Source organism: Methylobacterium sp. UNC378MF, assembly GCF_900103195.1.
GTDB lineage: Bacteria > Pseudomonadota > Alphaproteobacteria > Rhizobiales > Beijerinckiaceae > Methylobacterium.
In genome coordinates this window covers 47238-71102 of the sequence record NZ_FMWU01000001.1, presented here as the reverse complement: position 1 = coordinate 71102, position 23865 = coordinate 47238, and the positions used below count along the sequence as shown (strand labels likewise).

The 23865-nt window shown below is 69.8% G+C and carries 18 protein-coding genes; 11 read left to right on the top strand and 7 right to left on the bottom strand.

What is annotated here, in order from left to right; translation table 11 throughout:
• Positions 1-94: 94 nt before the first annotated feature.
• From BLT59_RS00335 to BLT59_RS00310, 6 genes are all read right to left on the bottom strand, one after another.
• Positions 95-1696: a gamma-glutamyltransferase family protein gene (locus BLT59_RS00335; RefSeq protein ID WP_091774930.1), complete on the bottom strand. Its 1602-nt coding sequence runs from the start codon at positions 1694-1696 to the stop codon at positions 95-97.
• 158 nt (positions 1697-1854) lie between these two features.
• A complete protein-coding gene (locus BLT59_RS00330; protein ID WP_091774927.1) occupies positions 1855-2778 on the bottom strand; it encodes an ABC transporter ATP-binding protein in 924 nt (307 codons plus the stop codon).
• Positions 2775-3791 carry an ABC transporter ATP-binding protein gene (locus BLT59_RS00325; RefSeq protein WP_091774924.1) on the bottom strand — a complete coding sequence of 339 codons (1017 nt, stop codon included), beginning with the start codon at positions 3789-3791 and terminating at the stop codon, positions 2775-2777. Before BLT59_RS00325 ends, BLT59_RS00330 begins: the two co-directional genes overlap by 4 nt.
• A complete protein-coding gene (locus BLT59_RS00320; RefSeq protein WP_091774921.1) occupies positions 3788-4717 on the bottom strand; it encodes an ABC transporter permease in 930 nt (309 codons plus the stop codon). Before BLT59_RS00320 ends, BLT59_RS00325 begins: the two co-directional genes overlap by 4 nt.
• A complete protein-coding gene (locus tag BLT59_RS00315) occupies positions 4714-5658 on the bottom strand; it encodes an ABC transporter permease (protein WP_043760182.1) in 945 nt (314 codons plus the stop codon). Before BLT59_RS00315 ends, BLT59_RS00320 begins: the two co-directional genes overlap by 4 nt.
• Entirely contained in the window at positions 5658-7145 is a 1488-nt protein-coding gene (locus BLT59_RS00310; RefSeq protein ID WP_091774918.1) for an ABC transporter substrate-binding protein, read from the bottom strand. The genes BLT59_RS00315 and BLT59_RS00310 overlap by 1 nt, the downstream gene beginning before the upstream one ends.
• Before the next feature lie 372 nt (positions 7146-7517).
• Between BLT59_RS00310 and BLT59_RS00305 the strand changes: the two genes are divergently transcribed.
• The 8 genes from BLT59_RS00305 (at position 7518) to BLT59_RS00270 (ending at position 17651) form a co-directional block, all read left to right on the top strand.
• Entirely contained in the window at positions 7518-8009 is a 492-nt protein-coding gene (locus BLT59_RS00305; RefSeq protein ID WP_244513761.1) for a PilZ domain-containing protein, read from the top strand.
• 135 nt (positions 8010-8144) lie between these two features.
• On the top strand, positions 8145-8753 hold the full coding sequence (locus tag BLT59_RS00300; RefSeq protein WP_091774912.1) for a HupE/UreJ family protein: 609 nt from the start codon (positions 8145-8147) through the stop codon (positions 8751-8753).
• Between the two features lie 107 nt (positions 8754-8860).
• Complete coding sequence (locus tag BLT59_RS00295) at positions 8861-9139, top strand: winged helix-turn-helix domain-containing protein (RefSeq protein WP_348272277.1); 279 nt, start codon at positions 8861-8863, stop codon at positions 9137-9139.
• 122 nt (positions 9140-9261) lie between these two features.
• Positions 9262-9951: a metal ABC transporter permease gene (locus BLT59_RS00290; RefSeq protein WP_091774907.1), complete on the top strand. Its 690-nt coding sequence runs from the start codon at positions 9262-9264 to the stop codon at positions 9949-9951.
• A gap of 416 nt (positions 9952-10367) precedes the next feature.
• Positions 10368-12023, top strand: coding sequence for a porin (locus BLT59_RS00285; RefSeq protein WP_091774904.1), 1656 nt, complete (start codon positions 10368-10370; stop codon positions 12021-12023).
• Positions 12024-12963: 940 nt separating this feature from the next.
• Positions 12964-14619, top strand: a complete 1656-nt coding sequence (locus BLT59_RS00280) for a porin (protein ID WP_091774901.1) — start codon at positions 12964-12966, stop codon at positions 14617-14619.
• A 317-nt stretch (positions 14620-14936) separates the two neighbouring features.
• A complete protein-coding gene (locus BLT59_RS00275) occupies positions 14937-16319 on the top strand; it encodes a 2-hydroxycarboxylate transporter family protein (RefSeq protein WP_091774898.1) in 1383 nt (460 codons plus the stop codon).
• 24 nt (positions 16320-16343) lie between these two features.
• Positions 16344-17651, top strand: a complete 1308-nt coding sequence (locus BLT59_RS00270) for an MFS transporter (RefSeq protein ID WP_091774896.1) — start codon at positions 16344-16346, stop codon at positions 17649-17651.
• A gap of 13 nt (positions 17652-17664) precedes the next feature.
• Here BLT59_RS00270 and BLT59_RS00265 read toward each other — a convergent pair whose 3' ends face one another.
• Positions 17665-18318, bottom strand: a complete 654-nt coding sequence (locus BLT59_RS00265) for a GntR family transcriptional regulator (protein WP_091774893.1) — start codon at positions 18316-18318, stop codon at positions 17665-17667.
• A gap of 117 nt (positions 18319-18435) precedes the next feature.
• Between BLT59_RS00265 and tcuA the strand changes: the two genes are divergently transcribed.
• From tcuA to BLT59_RS00250, 3 genes are all read left to right on the top strand, one after another.
• A complete protein-coding gene (gene tcuA, locus BLT59_RS00260; protein WP_091775683.1) occupies positions 18436-19932 on the top strand; it encodes an FAD-dependent tricarballylate dehydrogenase TcuA in 1497 nt (498 codons plus the stop codon).
• Between the two features lie 130 nt (positions 19933-20062).
• Complete coding sequence (addB, locus tag BLT59_RS00255; protein ID WP_091774890.1) at positions 20063-23227, top strand: double-strand break repair protein AddB; 3165 nt, start codon at positions 20063-20065, stop codon at positions 23225-23227.
• A gap of 109 nt (positions 23228-23336) precedes the next feature.
• Positions 23337-23831, top strand: a complete 495-nt coding sequence (locus BLT59_RS00250) for a bleomycin resistance protein (RefSeq protein WP_175543886.1) — start codon at positions 23337-23339, stop codon at positions 23829-23831.
• The last annotated feature ends 34 nt before the right edge of the window (positions 23832-23865 follow it).

The window sequence follows — 23865 nt, the reverse complement described above, 5'->3', positions numbered from 1 at the left end:
CGCAGCGGAGGCCTCCTTCGAGGCCCGCTAACGCGGGCACCTCGGGATGAGGGTATCGGTGGGATAGACCCCCGCGTCCCCGGACCGATATCCCTCAATATCCCAGCGCGGCCCCATCCTTGCGCGGGTCCGATCCGGCCGCCAACGTGCCGGACTTGCGGTCGATCCAGATGACCTGCCCGCCGCCGAGCGGCAGCGGCGCGCGGATCGCCGGGTGGCCGCGTTCCTTCAGCCCCGCCATCACGGCGTCGGAGATCCCGCCCTCCACCTCCAGGCTGCCGCCATAGGCGAAGCTGCGCGGGGCATCGAGCGCCTCCTGCACGTCGAGCCCCCGGTCGAGGAGACCGGAGAGCAGCTCGACATGCCCCATGGCCTGATAGTGGCCGCCCATGACGCCGAACGGCGCGACCGCCTGCCCGTCCTTCATCAGCATGCCGGGGATGATCGTGTGCATCGGCCGCTTGCCCGGTCCGACGCTGTTCGGGTGGCCGCCCTCCGTGCGGAAGGACAGGCCGCGATTGTGCAGCAGCACGCCGCTCTCCGGCGCCAGGATGCCCGAGCCGAATCCCTGGAAGATCGAGTTGATCAGTGACAGCGCGTTGCCGTCCCGGTCGACCACGCAGAGGTAGACCGTGTCCTTGTGGGCGCGGCCCTCGGCCATTTCGCGGGCGATCTCGGGATAGATCTCCGGCTCGCGGGCCCGGCCCATGTCGATCGCGCCGTGGGCGGCGGCCTTCCAGGCGTCGGAGAGCAGGTGCTCGACCGGCACGTTGGCGAGGGCCGCGTCGCCGAACAGCACGTCGCGGTGATGGTAGCCCTGCTTGCACACCTCGGCGAAGAGGTGGAGCCGGTCGAGCTCCGACAGCGCGCCGACATCGTAGTGCGACAGCACGTTGAGCATCATCAGCGCCGCCAGCCCCTGGCCGGCGGGCGGGCACTCGTAGACGTCGTAGTCGCGGTAGCGGGTCGAGACCGGCACGACCACGTCGGGCCGGGCGGCGGCGAAGTCGTCCAGGGTGTGCAGGCCGCCGAGGGCGTTCAGCCGGCTCACCATGTCCTCGGCGACGGGGCCCGTGTAGAAGGCGCGCGCGCCTGCCTCGGCGATCTTCCGGAGCGTCGCCGCGAGCTTCGGCAGACGGACGACGCTGCCGATCGCCGGCGCCTGTCCGCCGGGCAGGTAGGTCCCGGCGGCGTGCGGATCCGCGGCCACGCGCTCGGCGCCGCGCAGCCAGTCCCAGCCGACCCGCTGCTGGATCACGAATCCGTCCTCCGCGTAGCGGATCGCCGGCTGGAGCAGCTCGCCGAGGGACCGGGTGCCGTGCTCGCGCACCAGCAGCTCCCAGGCCGCGACCGCGCCTGGCACCGTGACGGCGTGGGGCGAGGTCGGGGTGATCGCAACGCCGTGCTCGGCGTACCAGTCGGGCGTTGCGGCGGCCGGCGCCCGGCCTGACCCGTCGAGGGCGATGGGCTTCGTCGCGCCCGTGGGGGCATAGAGGGCGAAGCAATCGCCGCCGATGCCTGTCATGAGCGGATCGACCACGCATTGCACGGCCACCGCCGCGATCCCGGCATCGACGGCGTTGCCGCCGCCGCGCAGAACCTCGATGGCGGCGAGCGTGGAGAGCGGGTGCGAGGTCGCGACGGCAGCGTTGGCGGCGTAGACCGGGGAGCGGCCGGGGGCGGAGAAGTCTCTCACGGGATGTCCTGTCGTTTCCTAGTCGTCCAGCGGTTCCCCTCCGCCTTGCGGGGAGGGGTTAGGGGTGGGGGTGGTTCAGAAGGAGCCGCTGAGCCGCATCCTGAACCACCCCCACCTCCGGCTCCTCCCCGCAAGGGGGAGGAGAGGGGCCGTCCTACTCAACCAGCGCTGCCGCCCGGCATCGCCACCCAGTGCCCCGGCGCCACCTCGGTGAGCGGTCCGTCGGGCGGCTGATCGTGGCCGGCGAGGTCCCGCGCGGCGAGGCGGGCGCGCTCCTCGGCCGGGTGCGGCACTGGCACCGCGGCGAGCAGGCGGCGCGTGTAGGGATGGCGCGGATCCGCGTAGAGCGCGTCGACCTCGGCCAGCTCGACGATCCGCCCGCGCCAGAGAACTGCGACCCGGTGGCAGAGGTAGCGCACCATCCGCAGGTCGTGGGAGATGAACAGGTAGGACAGGCCCATCTCGTCCTGCAGGTCCTGGAGCAGGTTCACCACCTGCGCCTGGATCGAGACATCGAGCGCCGCGATCGGCTCGTCGGCAACGATGAAGCTCGGCTTGAGGGCGATCGCCCGGGCGATGCAGATCCGCTGCCGCTGGCCGCCCGAGAACTGGTGCGGGTAGCGGCCCATGAAGCGCGGATCGAGCCCGACCCGCTGGAACAAAGCCGCTACCGCCTCCCGCCGCTCCGGGCCGCGCATGCTCCGCCGGTGCAGCTTGAACGCCTCCGCGACGTAGTCGCCCGCGCTCATCCGCGGGTTGAGGGCCGCGTAGGGATCCTGGAACACGGTCTGGATCCGGGCGCGCATCTTCCGCATGGCGCCGGCCGAGAGCTTGGCGAGGTCGGTGCCCTCGAACGCGATGGTGCCGGAGGTCGGCGGGTTGAGCATCGTCACGGCTCGGCCGATGGTCGACTTGCCGGAGCCGGACTCGCCGACGAGGCCCAGGGTCTCGCCGGGGCGTATGTCGAAGCTCACGCCCTCGACCGCGCGGAACACCGATGCCTTGCCGCCCCACCACGAGCGGAGGGGGTAGTGCTTGGACAGGTCGCGCACCGAGACGATCGGGTAATCCTGAACGCTCATCGGGCGGCCTCCGCGGCCAGAAGCTTCGGCAAGTCGTACCAGGCGGCGACGAGATGGCCGGGGGCGGCGCCGGGCGCCTGCGCCAGGGGCGGCATCTCGGTCCGGCAGCGCGGCGTCGCGAAGGCATTGCGCGGCGCGAAGGGATCGCCCGGCGGGAGATGGCGCATGTCCGGCGGCGCGCCCTCGATCTGATGCAGGCGGCGTCGGCCGGCCCGGCCGCCGGAGAGGTCCGGCAGGGAGCGCAGCAGCCCGAGCGTGTAGGCGTTGCGCGGATCGGCGAAGATGTCGTCGACCGGGCCGCGCTCCAGGATCCGGCCGGCATACATCACCTGGACGGTGTCGCTGATTCCCGCCACCACGCCGAGGTCGTGGGTGATCCAGATGATCGCCATGCCGAGCTCGCGCTTCAGCTCCTGCACCAGGGCGACGATCTCGGCCTGGACGGTGACATCGAGGGCCGTGGTCGCCTCGTCGGCGATGAGCAGCTTCGGGCGGCAGCTGAGGCCGATGGCGATCATCACGCGCTGGCGCTGGCCGCCGGAGAATTCGTGCGGGTACTGGTCGAGGCGCGAAGCCGCGTTCGGGATGCGCACGAGGTCGAGCAGTTCCCTGGCCCGGGCGCGGGCCGCGCGGGCGTCGAGGCCGAGATGGATCCGCAGCGGCTCGACGATCTGCGCCGCCACGGTCATGCCCGGATTGAGCGAGCTCATCGGGTCCTGGAACACGAAGCCGATCGCGCCGCCGCGGATCTTTCGGAGTTCGCGCTCCTTCAGCGCGAGCAGGTCGCGGCCCTCGAACAGCACCTGACCGCCGGTGATCCGGCCCGGCGGGCGCGGGATCAGGCCCAGCATGGCGAGCACGTGCACGCTCTTGCCGGAGCCGGACTCGCCGACGATCCCCAGCGTCTCGCCCTCGTGCAGGGTGTAGGAGACGCCGTTGACCGCGTGGACCGCGCCGCCGTCAGTGTCGAAGGCGACCGCGAGGTCGCGGACTACGAGAAGCGGTTTCTTCATGTGCGCTGCCTCGGGTCGAGGGCGTCCCGCAGGCCGTCGCCGAACAGGTTGAAGGCGAGCACCGCCAGAAAGATCGACAGGCCGGGCCAGATCGCCATCCAGGGCGCCTCGTCCATGAAGTTCTTGGCGGTGTTGAGCATCGCCCCCCAGGAGGGCTCGGGCGGCTGCTGGCCGAGGCCGAGGAACGACAGGCTCGCCTCCGCGATGATCGCGGCCGCGATGGTCAGCGTCGCCTGGACGAGGATCGCCGGGACGATGTTGGGCAGGATGTGAACCCGGGCGATCCGCCAGGGCGGGTTGCCCATGGCGCGCGCAGCCTCGACGAACTCCTCCGCCGCCACGGCGCGCACCTGCGCCCGGGTCAGCCGGATGAAGGTCGACGTCGCCGACAGGCCGATCGCGATCATGGCGTTGACGAGGCTCGGGCCCAGGAAGGCGGCGAGCGCGATCGCGAGGATCAGGAACGGGATTGCCAGCAGCGCGTCGGTGAGACGGGAGATCGCGCCGTCGATCCAGCCGCCCGCGTAGCCGGCGAGCAGCCCGAGCGGCAGGCCGAGGGAGACGGCCAGCGCCACCGAGACGAGGCCGGCGCCGAGGGAGGCGCGGGCGCCGAAGATGATCCGCGAGAGCACGTCGCGCCCGACCTCGTCGCCGCCGAACGGATGCGCGAGGCTCGGGGCGCCGCGGACGTTGCCCCAGTCGGTGGCGGTGGGGTCATAGGGGGCGATCCAGGGCGCGAAGACCGCCATCAGCACGAGCAGTCCGACGATGACGAGGCCCGCGACGGCGCTCCGGCGCGCGCGCAGGCGCCGCCAGAAGGCCGCGAGGGTGCCGGGTTCCTGGAGGATGGCATGGGCGGGGGTGCCGGGCGGGGCGGCCTCCAGGCCGACGGCCTCGGCGCGGGCGATCTCGCTGCCGGTGCTCATGCCCGCCTCAGCTTCGGGTTCACGGCCGCCGACAGGAGATCGGCTGCGAGGTTGAGGGCGATGTAGGTGGCAGCGGTGCAGATCACGACGCCCTGCACGGTGGCGAAGTCCCGGTTGAACACCGCATCGACCATCAGCTTGCCGAAGCCCGGCACGGAGAAGACCTGCTCGGTCAAAACCGCCCCCGACAGGAGCTGCCCGAATTCGAGCGCCCCGAGGGTGATGATCGGGATCGCTGCGTTGGGCAGCGCGTGCCGCAACGTCACCCGCAGCGGCGACACGCCCTTGGCGCGGGCCGTGCGGACGTAGTCGGAGCCGAGCACGCCCAGCATCGCCGCGCGGGTATGGCGCATCATCACCGCCGCGATGGCGTTGCCGAGCACGAAGGCCGGCATCACCATGGCGGCGAGGTTGTCGGACAGGCTCTCGAAGGGCGAGACGTAGCCGGAGGCCGGCAGCCAGCCGAGCTCCACCGAGAACAGCAGGATCAGCAGGATACCGAGCCAGAAATTCGGCACCGACAGGCCCCACAGGGCGATGCCGTTGGCGATCGTGTCGGCGGCCTGGCCGCGCTTGACCGCCGAGAGCACGCCCATGGGCACCCCGATGGCCAACGCCACCAGCATGGCGAGGCAGGCGAGTTCCAGCGTCACCGGCAGCTTCTCGACGATCAGCTCGGAGACCGGCTTCTGCAGCCGGATCGACTCGCCGAGATCGCCGCGCAGCACGCCGCCGGCCCAGTAGGCGTAGCGCACCGGCAGGGGCTCATCGAGGTGGTACTTCTCGCGGATGAAGGCGATCACCTGCGGATCGCGCTCCTCGCCGGTCAGCGCCGTCGCGACGTCGCCCGGCAGCAATTGCTGCAGGGCGAAGATGATCATCGAGGCGAGGATCAGCGTCGGGACCGCCAGAGCAAGGCGTCGGGCCAGGAACCGGAGCATCAGTTGAGCTTCAGCCCGGTGAAGCGCACGAGCCCGTCCGGATAGGGCACGAAGCCGGTGATCTTCTGGCTGTAGGCCCAGAGCAGCTTGCGGTGCAGGATGTAGATCCCGGGCCGGTCCTTCAGGACCTGATCGGCCAGGGCCTTCCAGGCGGCCTTGCGCTTGGCCGGGTCGACGGTGCCGCGCTCGGCCTGGAGCGCCGCGTCGGCCTCCGGGCTGCAGTACTTGGGATAGTTCAGCGCCGCCTTGCAGGCCAGGAAGCTGAACGTGTTGCCGTCCGGGTCCGAGCGGCCGCTCCAGGAATAGAGCTGCGCCTCGTAATTGCCCTTGTCGGCGGCATCGAGCGCGGTGGTGAAGTCCACCGCCTGGATCTTCACGTCGAAGCCGGCCTCCTTGGCCATGGCCTGGATCACCTGCCCGGTGCGCGGCGAGTCGCTGTCGGCGTACACGGTGAGCGTGATCTGCGGATTCGGCTTGCCGGCCTCGGCCAGCAGCGCCTTGGCCTTGGCGACATCCCGCTTCGGGATCGGGTATTCGGCGACGTAGTTCGGGTTCTTCGGATTGACCCACTGGTTCCCGGCCAGAAACTCGCCGTTATAGACCACTTGGTTGATGGCGTTGCGGTCGAGTGCCGCCTCGAGGGCTGCGCGGACCTTCGGGTCGGCCACCGGGGACCCGGCCTTGTTCGGGTTCAGCAGGATCTCCAGGAAGCCGAGTTCGTAGGTCGAGTCGAGCTTCAGCTTGGCGTCGCGCTTCACCTGCGGCACGTCGGTGGGGGCGAGCCGCTCCAGCAAATCGAGCTGTCCGGCGCGCAGGTTGGTCAGGCGGACGGTGGCGTCGGGGATCGGCCGGAACTCGATCCGCTGGATGTGGATCGCGTCCTTGTTCCAGTATTCCGGGAAGCGTTCGACCACGATCCGGTCCTGCGGCACCCGCTCGACGAACCGGTACGGGCCCGCGCAGACCGGCGCGGAGGCGAACTTGTCGCCGAGGCGCTCGGCGGCTTTCGGCGAGACCATCATGCCGGCCCGGTCGGTGAATTGCGCTATCAGCGGCGCGAAGGGCTGCTTCAGGTTGATGCGGACGGTGAGGTCGTCGACCACGTCCACCGAGTCGATCGGCGCGATCTCCGAGCGGCGCTGCGAGCCCGGCATCGTCCTGTGGCGCTCGATCGAGAACTTGGCCGCCGCGGCGTCGAGCTTCTCGCCGTCGTGGAACAACACGCCCGGGCGCAAATGCATGGTCAGCGCCTTCTCGTCGGGCGACAGCTCCCAGGAGGTGGCGAGCTGCGGGACCGGTTTCAGGTCCGGGCCGATATCCACCAGCTTGTCGCAGAGCGCGGCGAACACCATCCGGCTCGCAAAGGTGCGGGCGAGCGTCGGATCGAGGGCGTCCGGATCCTCCATCATGCCGTAGCGCAGGGTCTGCGCGGTGGCCGGCGCCGTGAGGGCGATCCCGGCGAGGAGACAGGCGGCGAAACGCAACATCAGACCGGTCCGGATGCAGGCGAGAGGGACGGGAGGGATTGGCCGTGGCCGATCCACCGGGCGCCCGACACTGTCGCGCGGCCACGTGGCATGCACAATCCCAGGCAGCATCCGTGCCATTCGATCACGATGCATCTTGTATCCAGTTTTGCGCCACGGGCCGATCAGGTCCGGCGGCTCGGGCGGCGGAGGGGGTTCGACAAGGGCCGGGATAAGTTCAATTTTACAAATCGCCTGAATAGCCCGTAAAATTCTTGGGCCGCACAAGATGGCTGAGGTATTGCTCTTGATGATGCAGGTGTGATGGTCCGGCGGCACGTCGTCATCTTGCCTGCGTTGTGCTGGAACCAACGGCGCCGCGATTTCTACGCCGTGACCGCGGATGTCTCGACCGAGGGCATCCGCTTCCGCTCCTCCTCGCTGCTGGCGGCGGGTGAGGATCTCACCTGCAGCATCCGCCATGTCGGGACGCTCGAAGCGCGCATCGCCCGCGCGGCCGGCCAGGAATTCATCGTCAGCGTCCGGGGCGGCCGCGCGACCCTCGCCGAACTCGCCCGCCAGTTCGTGACGCTGGCGCGGGCCCAGGACCTGCAGCCTGAGCCGATCCGGGCACACCGGCGGATCGTGCCGAAGCAGAAGATCGTCCAGATCACGACGGCGTCGGGCCAGGCCTTCCTGGGGCATGTCCTCAACGTCTCGGCCTCCGGCATTGCCCTGCTCGTAGACCAAGAGCTGGAGATCGGCGCGATGATCCAGGTCGGGCAGAAATCCGCGACGGTGATGCGCCACTTCACCCACGGTGTCGGAGCCGCCTTCGCGGAGCCGTTCGCGCCGAGTGCGGTCCACGAGGCGATGGCGTTCTGACGCATCGGCCCGATCCGTCCTGAGCCGGAGGGCCGCGCCTCTGCCGGGAGGGCGGCCGGCGATCATCCGCCGCCAGCCCCTCGCGGCAGAGGCGGAACGGCGCTACATCTTCGCAGCCCCAGCCAAGGATCTCCGATGAAGCGTCTGCTCTCCTTCCGCTCCGCCGCGCCTCTGGCGCTCCTGCCGGCCGCGCTCATCCTCCTTCCTCAGGCGGCGCTCGCCCATCCGGGCCACGGTCCGGCGACGGGTGCGGAGGCGGGCTTTCTCCATCCGCTGCTGGGCGCGGACCACGTGCTCGCGATGGTGGCGGTCGGCCTCCTCGCGAGCCTCCGCGGCGGACGGGCGCTCTGGGCTCTGCCCCTGTCCTTCCTGGCGCTGATGGGTGTCGGGGCCGGCCTCGGCATGGCCGGTGTCGCGCTGCCCCATGTCGAGGTCGGGATCGCCCTGTCGATCGTCGCGTTCGGCCTCGCCGCCATCGTCGGTCTGCGCGCACCGGTCGCCCTGCTGGCCGCCCTGGTCGGCGTCTTCGCGGTGTTCCACGGCTTCGCCCACGGGGCCGAGATGCCGGAGACCGCCTCCGGCCTGTCCTTCGGCCTCGGGTTCCTCGCGGCCACCGCGCTCCTGCACGCCGCCGGGATCGGCCTCGGCCTCGCGACGACGCGGATCGGAGTGACGCGGGCGGCGCCGGCCCTCGGTGCCGGACTCGCCGCGGCCGGTTTCGCCCTGCTGGCGCTTCCGGCCTGAGCGCTTCCGCCGACCCGCTCCGGGGGCGGGCCTCCGCCGCCGGCACGGCACCGCGCCTGAGTATCCGCATCGATCTCGGGCCGGGGCATCGCCTCGGTCCCGGGAAGGTGCGCCTTCTGGAGATGATCGCCGAGCACGGTTCCATCGCGGGCGCCGGCCGCGCGCTCGGCATGTCGTACCGGCGCGCATGGCTGCTGGTCGAGGCGATGAATACCGGCTTCGGCCGGCCGGTGGTCGAGGCGCAGACCGGCGGACGGGCCGGAGGCGGCGCCCGTCTCTCGGCCTTCGGGGCCGACGTGGTCGCCCGGTACCGGGCCGTCGAGGCGGCCGCGGAAGCGGCGGCGGCCCCGTTCCTCGGCCGGCTGGGGCAGGCCGGGGACGCGTAACCGGCCGGGGGCCGGGCGCGATATCCGGTTGCGATGTCACAGCCCCCCGGGGCTGACCGCGCCGCATCCCGCCCCACGTCCCGCCGGTCGCAGCAATCCCGGCGGCAAGAAGAGGACCCACCATGGCAAAGTTCACGACGCTCGCCCTGATGAGCCTGCTGGCCGTCACCACCGGTGCGCAGGCGGCTCCGCAGGTCGAGCGCCTGCGTGGGACCGTCGAGGCGGTGGCGGGCGGCGGCTTCACCCTGAAGACGCGCGACGGCGCGTCGGAATCCCTGGCGCTCGCCCCCGACGCGAAGGTCTCATGGGTCGTCCCGTCGAGCCTCGATGCGATCAAGGACGGCGTCTTCATCGGCACCGCCACGAAGGGCGAGCCGCCGGTGGCGCTGGAAGTGTTGCTGTTCCCCGAGGCGATGCGCGGCACCGGCGAGGGGCATTACGACTGGGACATGATCCCCGACCACACGGCGGGGGGCGCACCGGTGAAGAGCGCCATGACCAACGGCACCGTGAAGTCGGACATGCGCTCGACCGCGGCGGACGCGCCCCGCGTGAAGAGCGCGATGACCAATGGGACCGTGAAGGCCAGCAGCGGCGGGGCGGAGCGGACCCTCACGGTCGATTACGGCAAGGGCCAGTCCCTTCAGATCCTGGTGCCACCGCAGGCGCCGGTCGTCAGCTTCGAGCCCGCCAGCGCCGCGGCCCTCGCCCCCGGCGCCAAGGTCTTCGTGCTCGCCGCGCGCGGGAATGACGGCCGCTTGACCGCCCGGCGCGTCGCCGTCGGCAAGGATGGCCTGACGCCGCCCATGTGAGACGGCTCTCACGCCGTGTCCGCGGGGCGGCCGACCGGCGCCGCCCCGCGGACGAATCGCCGGAAGGGTCGTGTGCCGCGCCCGCCGGAATCGAACTCCGCGAGGCGCTGCCCGTCGAAGCGGCACATCCGCCGCTCAGGACAGCATTCGTGCGCATTCGGCGAACCCTTGCCGACTAAATCGTCCTCAGAATGTTGCCAGGCCGCAACATCAGGCTGGAACTGCCAAGGCGGCCGCGAATCCTCGTTGCTCGCGGAAACCCGTTCGCACATGGTGATCGTGCACGGGGGCATCGCCAAGCGAGAGCCCGCAGGAGCCTGCCACTTAAGACGCGGGCCAAACCTACAGAACGTGCGGCTAGACCCGGATAACCGGGCACGTCCGCATCATTGGGTCTCGAAGCTTTGGAGATGTCTATGAAGCTCTTGAAGAGCTCATTGCTCGGGTCTGCTGCTGCGTTCGCGGCGGTGGGTGCTGCTCATGCCGCCGACCTCCCGGTCAAGAAGGCGGTCCCGATCGAATACGTCCGCGTCTGCGGCGCGTACGGCGCCGGCTTCTTCTACATTCCCGGCACCGACACCTGCCTGCGTCTCTCCGGCCGCGCCCGGTTCGAGGGCGGCTACATGACCAGCTACTCGCGCCAGAACGGCACGAACGTCGGCGACACGTCGGGCTACCAGGGTCGCCTGCGCATCAACCTCGATGCCCGCACCCAGACCGCCTACGGCACCCTGCGCGCCTTCGTCCGTCTCGATGCCGGCGCCCGCACCGGCTATTCCGGCGTCGGCACCTCCGGCACCCAGCAGCGCATCGGCCAGGCCTTCCCGGGCCTCGGCATCGACAGCTTCGGCCGTGACCAGCAATTCGTGAACGTCGACAAGGCGTTCATCCAGTTCGCCGGCATGACCGCCGGTCGCGCCTCCTCGTTCTTCGACTTCTACGCCCACGACTTCGAATTCGCCGGCGCCACGCTGGGCTCGGACAACGCCTCCACCAACCTGCTCGCCTACACGGCGACGTTGGGCAACGGCTTCTCCGCCACGATCTCGGCCGAAGACCCGGTCTTCCGCCGCAGCCCGATCTTCTCGCCGACCAACAATCCGGCGGGCATCACCAACAACGCGTCGATCGCGAACTTCGCTCAGACGAACTCGCCGGCCGAGGTCTTCATCGGCTACACCAACGGCGTGCCGACCCGGTACAGCTTCGTCGACGTGATCCAGCGCTCGCGCATCCCGGACGTCGTCGGCGTGCTGCGCCTCGATCAGGCCTGGGGCTCGGCTCAAGTCTCGGCTGCGATGCACGAGCTGAACGTCGGCAACGTCGCCAACGGCGCGGGCACCGGCACGGGTTCGAACATCAGCATCCCGCACACGAACAACTCCTACGGTTGGGCTGTTCAGGGCGGCCTGAAGATCAACACGCCGTTCATCGCCCCGGGCGATGCCCTCTACCTGCAGGGTGCCTACGGCTCCGGTTCGCAGCTCTACACCGGCTACTCCGCGTTCAGCGGCTCCTACTCGCAGAACGCGGCCACGATCCAGGGCCAGAAGTTCAACCAGTACTTCAACGACGCGACGGTGAACCCGTTCACCGGCCAGCTGGAGCAGTCCACCAGCTTCACCGTGACGGCCTCCTACCTGCACTACTGGTCGCCGGAATGGCGTTCGGCCTTCTTCGGGTCGTACGGCGAAATGGATTTCCGCAGCGGTGCCCGTCTGGCTCAGGGCGCAGCCTTCGCACTGGCCAACCCGGCCGGCGCCAACTCCTTCGGCACCAACGCCGTCGGCGCGCCGGGGACCCGGTTCTTCCAGCTCAGCGAGGCGCTGCGCGACACCTACCAGTTCGTGGCGGGCGGCAGCATCATCTGGTCGCCGGTCAAGGATCTCGATATCGGTGTCGAGGGCTTCTACACCCAGATCGGCGTCAAGAACGGCCGCGTGATCGACAAGGATAAGAGCCCGACCGCCTACGCGAACGTCGCCGGCATCAACAACGGCACCTTCGTGCCGCGGACCACGACGGCGGACAGCGTGTCCACCTTCCGCTTCCGCGTCCAGCGCGACTTCTAAGCCAAATCACTGGCGCCGGGGCTTCGGCCTCAGCGCCGGTCCCCGTGCTTCAGAGACCTCAAGGCTCGGCTTCGGCCGGGCCTTTTTCGTTGTTGTCGGTGGGCCTGGACGCCTGAGGCATCGCGCTGCCCGCCTCCGGATCGAGCGGGCCTCCGGCCGGCGGTGCCCCTGCGCTGCCGCCCCGCGCCCGGCCGCTCTCGTGGGGTCGCGGCCGAAGGCGGCCCGGCAGGGCGGCGCTGCGGCCGACTGTGAGCGGGCCGGCCTCTCGGCTGGTCGGTGATTGAGCCGGTGCCTGGGAGGCGCCGCGCCCCCGGGATCGTCGCATGCGGGGTGCAGCGCCGCGCCGCACGGCCCCGACTTCCGGATCCGGTCGGGGCCATTGATCCCGGCCGAGCCTGCGCGAACCTGACCCGGCCATCGAGTCCCGGATTCGGGTCTGCGAACCGGACCCACGCCGCTGGTGCCCCGAATCGTTATCCGGCTGCCGGGATCCCCTACGCTGCCACGCGCCGGCTTTGGTCGCGGCTATCCATGCCTCACGGGCCGGACGCGGCCTCTCCGAGGAGATTCCTGGGCCGCCCCCGATGGGCCGTCTTTGTCCCATGAAGACCAATCTTTGTATTTTGAGATAAAACTAGATTTATAACCTATTAGATATTCGAGATAGATCTATAAAACAGTATGTGATTAGCCGTTGTCGACAATGTCTATTGAAACTGTTGTGCTCTTACAACATAGACATTGAACGGCTTGCAAAACATTAGATCCTTGTTGCCTACGCCGAAGATGAATCACAGTGTCGTCAGGCGAAAGGGCATCAAGATCGCTGAAGCAAGCCAGAGCATGATAAAGCTATGCGTATAAGGCGCAAGTTGTTCTTGGCGTGATCGGATTGCGTCTGCCGTTTGCGAGTTTTGAGCTTTCAATTTCGGAGACATCGATGACATTGCTGAGATCATCGTTGCTGGGGTCCGCAGCCGCGTTCGCCGTCATGGGCGCTGCGCACGCCGCCGATCTGCCAGCCAAGAAGGCGGTCCCGATCGAATACGTCCGCGTCTGCGGTGCGTACGGCGCCGGCTTCTTCTACATCCCCGGCACAGATACTTGCCTGCGGATCTCGGGACGTGCGCGGTTCGAGGGCGGTTACCAGGCCAGCTATTCGCGCCAGAACGGCACGGGCAACGGCGACACGTCGGGCTACCAGGGCCGCCTGCGCATCAACCTCGATGCCCGCACCCAGACCGGCTACGGCACCCTGCGCGCCTTCGTGCGCCTCGATGCCGGCGCCCGCACCGGCTACGCCGGCATCGGTCAGTCCGGCACCCAGCAGCGCATCGGCCAGGCCTATCCCGGCCTCGGCATCGACAGCTTCGGCCGCGACCAGCAATTCGCCAACGTCGACAAGGCGTTCATCCAGTTCGCGGGCCTGACCGCCGGTCGCGCCTCCTCGTTCTTCGATTTCTACGCCCACGATTTCGAGCTGAGCGGCGCCACGCTCGGCTCGGACAACGCCTCCACCAACCTGCTCGCCTACACGGCGACGTTCGGCAACGGCCTGTCCGCCACGCTGTCGATCGAAGACCCGGTCTTCCGCCGCACGCCGATCTTCTCCCCGACGGTCAACCCGGCGGGTGTCACGGTCAACACCAACCTCGCGAACTTCGCCCAGTCGAACGCGCCGGTGCCGGTCTTCATCGGCTACACCAACGCCGTCCCGTCGCGGTACGGCTTCGTGGACGCGATCCAGCGGGAGCGCCTGCCCGACTTCGTCGGCGCCCTGCGTCTCGACCAGGCCTGGGGCTCCGCCCAGCTGTCGGCCGCCTCGCACGAGCTGAACGTCGGCAATGTCGGCAACGGCGCCGGGACCGGCAGCGGCTCGAACCTCAGCCTCCCGCACACCAACAGCGTGCTGGGCTGGGCCGTTCAGGGCGGCCTGAAGGTCAACGCGCCCTTCGTCGCGCCGGGCGATGCCCTCTACCTCCAGGGGGCCTACGGCGAAGGCGCGCAGCTCTATACCGGGTACTCCGCCTACAGCGGCTCGTACACGCAGAGCACGGGGACCATCCAGGGGCAGAAGTTCGCCCAGTACTTCGCGGATGCGACGATCAATCCGTTCACCGGCCAGCTGCAGACCTCGCAGAGCTTCACCGCTACGGCGGCGTACCTGCACTACTGGTCGCCGGAATGGCGCTCGGCCTTCTTCGGCTCCTACGGCGAGCAGAGCTTCTCGCAGGGCGCGCGCCGGGCCCAGGGCGCGATCTTCAATCTCGTGAACCCGAACGGCGCCAATGCCTTCGGCTCCAACGCCGTCGGCGTACCCGGCACGCGGTTCTACCAGCTCAGCCAGGCCCTGCGCGACACCTACCAGTTCGTGGCGGGCGGCAGCGTGATCTGGTCGCCGGTCAAGGATCTCGACATCGGCGTGGAGGCTTTCTACACGCAGATCGGCCTGAAGAACGGCCGGGCGATCGACACCGACAAGAGCCCGACGGCCTATTCCAATGTCGCCGGCATCAACAACGGCACCTTCGTGCCGCGCACCGCGACCCAGGACTCGGCTTCGATGGTCCGCGTCCGCGTCCAGCGCGACTTCTGATCGGCAATACTGGTAGCGGGGCCTCGGTCCCGCCGCCTGTCTCCGTGCGCCACACCCTCAAAGCCCGGCACCGCGCCGGGCTCTTTTTCATGCTCCGTGACAACGATGGAGACCGGTCTTTAATCCGGGCCCGCGGAACAGGTCGGGCCCTTTGTTCCCTGGATCGCGTTGCCGCCTCCTGTTCCCGCTGATACGCCGAATGTCACTTTATCTCCGCTGATCGTGCGGAACTCGACGAACCGCGGCCCATCACGCGGCCGCGAGGACGCGGCGAAGGGCGGCAACGGCCCGCATGCGGTCAGATATCGGGGGACGCCATGACCAGCACCGCTTCGCCGAGCCCCCTTCCGTCACCGGCGGACCGTCGGGCGGATGAAGGGCGCGCAATCCGGTTCTGGCCGGATGTCTGGTGGCGCCTCATCGACTTCAAGATCGGCATCATACCGCTGCCGATCTTCGTCGTGCTGGCGATCCTCCTCACCGTCCTCGTTCAGGAGGGCGAGATCAAACCCGACGGGCCGACCATGATCGCCGTGCTGGTGATGGGCGGCTTCACCTGCGCGGAGATCGGCAAGCGGATCCCGATCCTGAGGAATATCGGCGCCGGCGCGATCTTCGCGACCTTCATTCCCTCGGCGCTCGTCTACTACGCGCTGGTGCCGCCGCAGATGGTGAAGGCGATCACCGATTTCACCAAGTTCACCAACTTCCTCTACATCTACATCGCCACCATCATCGTCGGCTCGATCCTCGGGATGGACCGCGAGGTCCTGATCAAGGGCTTCCTGAAGATCTTCGCGCCGCTCGCCCTCGGCTCCGTGGCGGCGGCCCTGGTCGGCACTCTGGTCGGCACGCTCCTCGGCCTCGGCCCCTACAAGACGTTCTTCTTCATCGTCGTGCCGATCATGGCCGGCGGCGTCGGCGAGGGGGCGATCCCGCTCTCCATCGGCTACGCGGCGATCCTCGGCCTGCAGCAGGGCGTGGTCTTCGCGCAGGTGCTGCCGCCGGTGATGCTGGGGTCTCTCACCGCCATCATCTTCTCCGGCACCCTCAACTCCGTCGGCAAGCGCTATCCCCACCTCACCGGCGAGGGCCGGCTCCAGCCCGATTCGGACGGCATCACGTCGAGCGACGCGCAGGCCAGGGCCGAGGCGGCGAAGGGCCAGATCGACCCCGCCACGATCGGGGCGGCCGGGCTCACGGCGATCACCCTCTACCTGCTCGGTGTCATGGCCCACCACCTCGTCGGCCTGCCGGCGCCCGTGGCGATGCTGTTCCTGGCGGTCTTCGCCAAGCTCACCAGCGCGGTATCGCCCCATCTCCAGGCCGGCGGATTCGTGGTCTACAAGTTCGTGCAGGTCTCGATGACCTACCCGTTGCTCTTCGCCATCGGCGTCGCGCTGACGCCCTGGCACGAGCTGATGGCCGCCTTCACCCTGGTGAACCTGATCACCATCGTGTCGACCGTGGCGACGCTGATGGTGACGGGCTTCTTCGTCGGGCGCTGGCTCGGCATGTATCCGATCGAGACCGCGATCGTGAACGCTTGCCACAGCGGTCAGGGCGGCACCGGCGACGTGGCGATCCTCACCGCGGCCAACCGCATGGCGTTGATGCCCTTCGCGCAGATCGCCACCCGGATCGGCGGTGCCCTCACCGTGACCGGAACCATCGTCGCCATGAAGTGGATCGGTGCCTGACGGGCATCCAGGGAGAAGTTGGTCATGGCCGGTGATCCGGGGGCCGTCGAGGCCACGCTGAAGTCCAGGATCGGTGCGATCCTCCGCTCGACGAGTGGCAACTTCCTGGAGATGTTCGACTTCTTCCTGTTCGGGTTCTACGCCACCTACATCGCGCGGGCGTTCTTCCCCTCGGGCAACGAGACCACCGAGCTGCTCCTGACCTTCGGCACCTTCTGGCTGGGCGCCTTGATGCGGCCGCTCGGGGCGATCGTGCTGGGCGCCTATATCGACCGGATCGGCCGCCGGAAGGGCCTGATCATCACCCTGGCGATCATGGCGAGCGGCACGGTGCTGATCGCCTTCTGCCCAAGCTACGACACCATCGGCCTTGCGGCGCCGCTGATCGTCCTCGCGGGTCGCCTGCTGCAGGGCTTCTCGGCCGGCGTGGAGATCGGCGGCGTGTCGATCTACCTGTTCGAGATCGCCACACCAGGCCGGCGCGGCTTCTACACCTCATTCCAGTCGGCCAGCCAGCAGGTGGCGATCATGTTCGCCGCCCTGATCGGCTACGGGCTGAACGCGTACCTGACCAAGCAGCAGATCGGCGATTTCGGCTGGCGCATCCCGTTCCTCATCGGATGCCTGATCGTGCCGTTCATCTTCTTCATCCGGCGCTCGCTCCAGGAGACGCAGGACTTCGCCAAGCGGACCCGCCATCCGACCACGCGCGAGATCCTGACCACGGTGGCCGCCAATTGGCGGATCGTGCTGCTCGGCATGATGCTGACCACGATGACGACGGTGACCTTCTACATGATCACCGTCTACACTCCGACCTTCGGCAAGAACGTCCTCAAGCTTACCGAGACCGACAGCCTGATCGTGACGCTCTTCGTGGCGATCACCAACTTCATCTGGCTGCCCGTGGGCGGGGCCCTGTCGGACGCGATCGGGCGCAAGCCGGTGCTGCTGACGATCTCGACCCTGTCGCTGCTGACGACCTACCCGGCCCTGCATTGGCTGGTGGCCGACCCGACCTTCGGCAAGATGCTCGCCGTCGAGCTGTGGTTCTCGTTCTTCTTCGGCGTCTATAACGGCGCGATGGTCGTCTCGCTCTCCGAGGTGGTGCCGGCCCATGTGCGGGCCAGCGGCTTCTCCCTGGCCTACAGCCTCGCCACCGCGCTGTTCGGCACCGCCACACCGATGGTCTCGACCTACCTGATCGAGAGGACCGGCGACCGCGCGGCGCCGAGCTACTGGCTCATGGCGGCGGCGGCCTGCGGCATCGTCGCGACGCTCGCCCTGTTCCGGGGCCGCCCGGGCGTGCAGCGCGTTCCGGCTCACGCCTGAGGGCCGGCGCCGCTCACCCCTCCTGCCAGATCCGGATCCGGGCCTTGAAGGCGGCCCGGATATGCGCCCGGGCCGCGGCCTCGGCGCCGTCCCCGTCATGAGCGCGGATCGCCGCCACGATCGCCGCGTGCTCCGCCAGGGATTCGGCGGCGCGATCCGGCGCCGCCAGGGTCGTCGCGCCCGGCAGCAGCACCAGCGACAGGCGCATCGTCTCCAGCGTGCTCTGCAGGAAGCGGTTGCGTGCCGCCCCGTGGATCTGCCGGTGGAACAGGCGGTTGGTCCGCGCCAACGCCGGCGCGTCGCCCAGCAGCGTCCGGTCGCGGGCGACCATCTCCTCCAGGATCTCGGTCTCGACCGCGCTGGCGTGGATCGCCGCGAGACGCGCGGCCGTCCCCTCCAGCACCTCGCGCAGGTCGTAGAGTTCGCTCACCTGCCCGTAATCGAGCTGCGCCACGCTGGCGCCCCGGTGCGGCTCGTGCGCGACGAGGCCCTGCGCCTCCAGCCGCCCGAGCGCCTCGCGCACCGGGGTGCGGCTGATCTGGAACCGCTCGGCGAGTTCGGCCTCGCGTAAGCGACTGCCGGGCACCAGCTCGCCGTCCTCGATGGCCCGCAGCAGCCGTTCATAGGCGCCGGCGCCGCTGGAGCGCTCCGACTCGCTCGCCTTCATCCCAGGATCTCCTCGACCGGGCCATAGCCCGAAATGCGGCTGCCCGGAACGCTTGCGACAAATTGCATGCAGAGGTATACAATCGTCCATACGATGATGAACGGCGAGGAGACGGGGATGCAGCGTCCGGGCGATGCGCATTGGGATGTGGTGGTGGTCGGGTCCGGCAATGCCGCCATGAGCGCTGGCCTCGCCGCCCTGGAACGTGGCGCCTCGGTGCTGATGGTCGAGAAGGCCGGGCGGGATCTGGCCGGCGGCAATACCGCCTACACGGCCGGCGCCATGCGCTTCGTCTACGCGGGCAACGACGATCTGGTCCCGTTGCTGGTCGACCCTGAGGATCCGCGCCTGCCCCGCACCGATTTCGGCGCCTACACAGCGCAGCAGTTCGAGGAGGACCTGCTCGGCTTCAACGATGGGCGGCCGCTGTCGCGCGAGCAGCGCATCCTGATCGACGAGAGCGGCGCGGCCCTGCGCTGGCTCGCGACGCAAGGGGTGAAGTTCGAGCCGATCTATTCCCGGCAATCGTTCGAGAAGGACGGCCGCTTCGTGTTCTGGGGCGGCCTGACGCTCGCCACCCACGACGAGGGCTTCGGCCTCGCCCGGGCGGAGCTGGAAGCCTTCACCAGGGCCGGCGGTGAGATCCGCTACGGCTGTCCGGCCACCGGCCTGATCGTCGAGGACGGACACGTCGTCGGCGTGGAGACGCCGCAGAGCGCGTTCCGCGCCAAGGCCGTCGTGCTCGCCTGCGGCGGCTTCGAGTCGAACGCCGCCTTGCGCACGCGCTTCATCGGCGAAGGCTGGGACAAGGCCCGGGTCCGCGGCACCCCCCACAACCAGGGCGACGGGCTCCAGATGGCTCTGGACCTCGGGGCGAAGGCCCACGGCTTCTACGGCGGCTGCCACGCGACGCCGATGGACCTGCACACCCCCGATTACGGCAACCTCGACCTGCCGCACGGCGAGCGCAAGCACTACCGGAAGATCTGCTACTTCCTGGGCCTGATGCTGAACGCGAACGGCGCGCGGTTCGTCGACGAGGGCAAGAATTTCCGCAACTACACCTACGCCCAGTTCGGCCGCTCGATCATGGAGCAGCCCGGACACGTGGCGTGGCAGATCTTCGACGCCAAGGTCGATCACCTGCTCTACAGCGAGTACCGGTTCCACGACGCGCATTTCGTCGAGGCCGACACGCTGGACGGGCTCCTCGACAAGCTCGAGGGCATCGACCGCGCGGCGGCCAAGCGCACCATCGCGGATTTCAATGCTGCCGTGGACGAGAGCGTGCCCTTCGACCCGACCGTGAAGGACGGGCGCGGCACCAAGGGGCTCGCTCTGCCGAAGTCGAACTGGGCGCAGACGATCGCGACCGGGCCGTTCAAGGCCTATCCGGTCACCGGCGGCATCACGTTCACCTACGGGGGCGTCGAGGTCGGCGACGACGGCGGCGTCAAGCGCGCGGACGGCAGCACGATCCCCGGCCTCTACGCCTGCGGCGAGATGGTGGGCGGCGTGTTCTTCAACGGCTATCCGGGCGGCTCGGGGCTGACCTCCGGCGTCGTTTTCGGCCGCCGCGCCGGCTACGGCGCCGCCGCGGGGGCGCGCGGGTAAAGGCATCGCCTGAGCGCGCCGCTCTCTTTCCCGCACAGAGGGGAGGGGAGCGCGTGATGAGGCGTCCGGATCGCGCCAGCGGCCCATCGCCCCCTGTCCGGAACCCACGCGCGGGCGTAGAAGCCCGACCATGCCCCCCCGACAGGCCGTCTTCACCGTCTCCCGCGGCGCCCCGTTTTTGCCGACGCTCGCCGAGGCGCTGCTCTCCGGCCGGCTCGTCGGGCCGGTGGCGGACGACCCGCTGGCGCTCGCCGCCGTCACCATCTACCTGCCGACCCGCCGCGCGGCCCGGGCCCTCGGCGCGATCCTGGCCGAGAGGCTCGGCCGGGACGCACCCGGGCAAGCCACCCTGCTGCCGCGGATGATCCCCCTCGGCGAGGCCGACGAGGCGGAACTCGACCTCGCCGCCGAGCCGCTCCTGGAGGAGAATGCCGACCCCCTGAGCGTCCCGATGCCGCCGCTGGAGCGCCGGCTGATCCTGGCCCGACTCGTCCAGGCCTGGGCCAAGAGCGTCGACCGGACCTTGCTGCCGCTTGATGCCGAGGTGCCGTTCCTCGTGCCGTCCTCCCCCGCCGACGCGGTCGGCCTCGCCGGCGATCTCGAACGGCTGATGGATGCGCTGACCGTCGAGGGCCTGCCCTGGTCGGAGATCGGCGCGGCCGTCGAGGCCGAGTATTCCCGCTATTTCGGCCTGACCCTCGACTTCGTGAAGATCGCCGCCGAGAACTGGCCGAAGCTCCTGGCAGAGCGGGGCCTCGCCGATCCGGTCGCCCGCGCCCGTGGCCTCATCCTCGCCGAGGAGCGGCGCCTGTCGCGCGGCGCGACCCCGGATCCGGTGATCGTCGCCGGCTCGCTGGGCTCCGTGCCCGCCACCGCCCGCCTCATCGCGGCCGTGGCCAAGCTGTCGCGGGGCGCCGTGGTGCTGCCCGGACTCGACCTCGATCTCGACGCCGCCGGCTGGGACGGCATCGACACCGGCGAGGGCTTTTCCCGCGTCATCGCCCACGGCCACCCGCAGGCGGTGCTGCACCGGCTGCTGGGCCCGGAGAATCTCAACCTGAGCCGCACGAAGATCGTCGCCCTCGGCGAGCCCGATGCCGGGCAGGCCGCGCGGGCCGCGCTCCTGTCGCAGGCTCTGCGGCCGGCCGACACCACCGACGCCTGGGCCGCCCTCGATCCGGCCGAGCGCGACACGATCGCGCGGTGCGGTCTCGACGGCTTGGCGCTGGCCGAGGCCGCCGACGAGCGCGAGGAGGCCCTGGTCGCGGCGCTGGCGTTGCGCGAGACCCTGCAGAATCCCGGCGCCACCGTGGCCCTGATCACCCCCGACCGGGGGCTTGCCGGCCGGGTCGCCGTCGAGCTGCTGCGCTGGGGCATCGTGGCCGAGGATTCCGCCGGGCTGGCGCTCGCCGGCAGCCCGGCCGGGCGGCTCGCCCGGCTCGCGGCGGAACTCGCCGCCGACCTCGCCCGCAACCAGGCGGACGCGATCCCGGCGCGGCTGATCGCGCTGCTGTCGCACCCGATGGTCCATCTCGGCCTGACGCGTCCGGACGTGGTCCGGGGCGCCGCGGCCCTGGAGATCGGGCTGCTGCGCGGCCCGGTCCCGGCCCCCGGCTTCGGCGGCCTGCGCAACGCCCTCGCGGCCGAGCGTGCCGGACCGCCCGAGCATCGGCCCCGAGCCAAGCGCCGCCTGAAGGACATCGACTGGGCGCTGGCCGCGGAGCTGCTCGACCGGCTGGATCTGGTCTTCCGGGATTTCCCGGGTCCGGACGGGGCGGGCGAGTGCGACCTCGTCACCACGGCCACACGCCACCGGGAGGCCTGCGACCGGCTGATCGCCGGGCCGGAGGACGCGCCCGAGACGGAGATGGACGGGTCCCTGTCCTGCCTCGACGCCCTGTTCGACGACCTGGAGATGGCCGAGCCGGGCCTCATGCCGGGGCGCTTCGACGATTACGCCACCTTCTTCACGTCGCTCGCCCGGGAGCGCACTGTCGCCTGCACCGGTGAGGCGCCGCATCCGCGGCTGCGCATCCTCGGCCTTCTGGAGGCGCGACTCCTGTCGGTGGACCGCGTGGTGCTCGGCGGGCTGGACGAGGGCGTCTGGCCGGTGCGCACGCTGACCGACTCGTTCCTCAACCGGCCGATGCGCGAGCGGGTGGGCCTCAACCCGCCCGAGCGCCGCATCGGCCAGATGGCCCACGACTTCGTGCAGGCGCTCGGCTGCCGGGATGCGGTGATCACCCGGGCGCTGAAGCGCGAGGGCGCGCCGACCGTGCCGTCGCGCCTGATCCAGCGCCTGCGCGCGCTCTCGGGCGATTCCCGTTGGGAGACGGTCCTGGAGGCGGGGCGCCGGTTCACCGCCCTCGCGGCCCGCCTCGACGCGGCGCCGCCGGAGCCGCGCCTGAAGCGGCCGGCACCGAAGCCGGACCCGGCCCTGTTCCCGCGCTCGCTCAGCGTCACCGAGATCGAAACGCTGGTGCGCGATCCCTACAGCATCTTCGCCCGCCACGTCCTCGGGCTCGACCCGCTCGATCCGCTGGCTGCGGCGCCGGGCGTCGCTACACGCGGCTCGCTGGTGCACGACGTCTTCGCGGAATTTGCCAGCCGCCATCCCAAGGACCTGCCGCCGGATTCGGCGGAGCGGCTGCTGAACCTGGCCGTGAACGCCTTCGCCGATATCGAGGCGGAGTACCCGAATCTCTACGCCGAGTGGTGGCCGCGCTACGAGCGCATGGCCTCATCCTATCTCGAATGGGAGGCGCAGCGCCGGCCCGGCCTGACCCGGGTCTACCCGGAGGTCTCCGGGCGCTGGGTGATCCCGATGGGTCGCGAGACCTTCACGCTGCGCGCCAGGGCCGACCGGATCGAGCTGCGCCCGGACGGCACCGCCTGCATCGTCGATTACAAGACCGGCGCGCCGCCCACGGCGAAGATGATCTTCTCCGGATTCTCGCCGCAGCTCACCCTGGAGGCGGCGATGCTGATGCACGGCGCCTTCGCGGATCTGCCGGCCGTGAAGGCGACGCCGGACCTGCTCTACGTCCACGCCTCGGGCGGCCGGAAGCCCTTCGTCCCGACGCCGGTGAAGCCGCCCCGGGGCGAGGCGCGCGACGTCGCGACGATCGTGGCCGAGCATGCCGAGCGGCTGCGGGGGCTTGTGGCCCGGTTCATGACCGGAGAGGCAGCCTACACGGCGCGGCCCTATCCGCAATTCGCGAGCAAATATGGGGCTTACGACCACCTCGCCCGGGTGCTGGAATGGTCGTTGGCCGGGGAGGAGGGCGGGGAATGAGCCAGGGTTCCCGCGAATCGCGGTAGGATCAGGGTCGGTCCGGGCTGCGGTTGCTGGAATGCCGGCCTTGCGCCGCTCCTGGCCACCCGATGCATGCCGGAGCGTTTCGATGACCGACGAGGTGAAGTTCCTGACCGATCCCGCCGCCCGGGCGCGATCCCTCGGTACGGGTACCGCGCCTCAGGGTGGCATCGGAGCGCTCGTCCCGGAACTGTACGTGACGAACCTTGATGCGAGCCTGCGCTTCTGGTGCGAATTGCTCGGCTTCGCGATCGCCTACGATCGCCCGGCCGCGCGCTTCGCCTTCCTGACGCGCGGCGCAGCGCAGGTCATGCTGTGCCAACGCAACGGCACCTGGGAAACCGCCGCGCTGGACTATCCGTTCGGCCGCGGCATGAATCTGCAGACGATGATCGAGCCGCTAAATCCGGTCCTCGCTGCGCTCGAAGCGGCAGGCTGGCCGCTGTTCGAGGCGCCGACTGAAGCTTGGTACAGAGTCGGAGACGCGGAACACGGCCAGCGGGAATGCCTCGTGCAGGATCCTGATGGCTACCTCGTCCGCCTCGCGGAGGACTTGGGAGTCCGCGCTCCGGCAGGGGGTTGAGGCGTTCGCGCCGGCGGATCCGGCCAGCCATTCT

Bases quoted from the DNA above. Each gene is read 5' to 3' on its own strand.
- BLT59_RS00330 (WP_091774927.1), bottom strand. From the start codon at position 2,778: ATGAGCGTTCAGGATTACCCGATCGTCTCGGTGCGCGACCTGTCCAAG.
- BLT59_RS00325 (WP_091774924.1), bottom strand. From the start codon at position 3,791: ATGAAGAAACCGCTTCTCGTAGTCCGCGACCTCGCGGTCGCCTTCGAC.
- BLT59_RS00320 (WP_091774921.1), bottom strand. From the start codon at position 4,717: ATGAGCACCGGCAGCGAGATCGCCCGCGCCGAGGCCGTCGGCCTGGAG.
- BLT59_RS00315 (WP_043760182.1), bottom strand. From the start codon at position 5,658: ATGCTCCGGTTCCTGGCCCGACGCCTTGCTCTGGCGGTCCCGACGCTG.
- BLT59_RS00310 (WP_091774918.1), bottom strand. From the start codon at position 7,145: ATGTTGCGTTTCGCCGCCTGTCTCCTCGCCGGGATCGCCCTCACGGCG.
- BLT59_RS00300 (WP_091774912.1), top strand. From the start codon at position 8,145: ATGAAGCGTCTGCTCTCCTTCCGCTCCGCCGCGCCTCTGGCGCTCCTG.
- BLT59_RS00290 (WP_091774907.1), top strand. From the start codon at position 9,262: ATGGCAAAGTTCACGACGCTCGCCCTGATGAGCCTGCTGGCCGTCACC.
- BLT59_RS00285 (WP_091774904.1), top strand. From the start codon at position 10,368: ATGAAGCTCTTGAAGAGCTCATTGCTCGGGTCTGCTGCTGCGTTCGCG.
- BLT59_RS00280 (WP_091774901.1), top strand. From the start codon at position 12,964: ATGACATTGCTGAGATCATCGTTGCTGGGGTCCGCAGCCGCGTTCGCC.
- BLT59_RS00275 (WP_091774898.1), top strand. From the start codon at position 14,937: ATGACCAGCACCGCTTCGCCGAGCCCCCTTCCGTCACCGGCGGACCGT.
- BLT59_RS00270 (WP_091774896.1), top strand. From the start codon at position 16,344: ATGGCCGGTGATCCGGGGGCCGTCGAGGCCACGCTGAAGTCCAGGATC.
- BLT59_RS00265 (WP_091774893.1), bottom strand. From the start codon at position 18,318: ATGAAGGCGAGCGAGTCGGAGCGCTCCAGCGGCGCCGGCGCCTATGAA.
- tcuA (WP_091775683.1), top strand. From the start codon at position 18,436: ATGCAGCGTCCGGGCGATGCGCATTGGGATGTGGTGGTGGTCGGGTCC.
- addB (WP_091774890.1), top strand. From the start codon at position 20,063: ATGCCCCCCCGACAGGCCGTCTTCACCGTCTCCCGCGGCGCCCCGTTT.
- BLT59_RS00250 (WP_175543886.1), top strand. From the start codon at position 23,337: ATGACCGACGAGGTGAAGTTCCTGACCGATCCCGCCGCCCGGGCGCGA.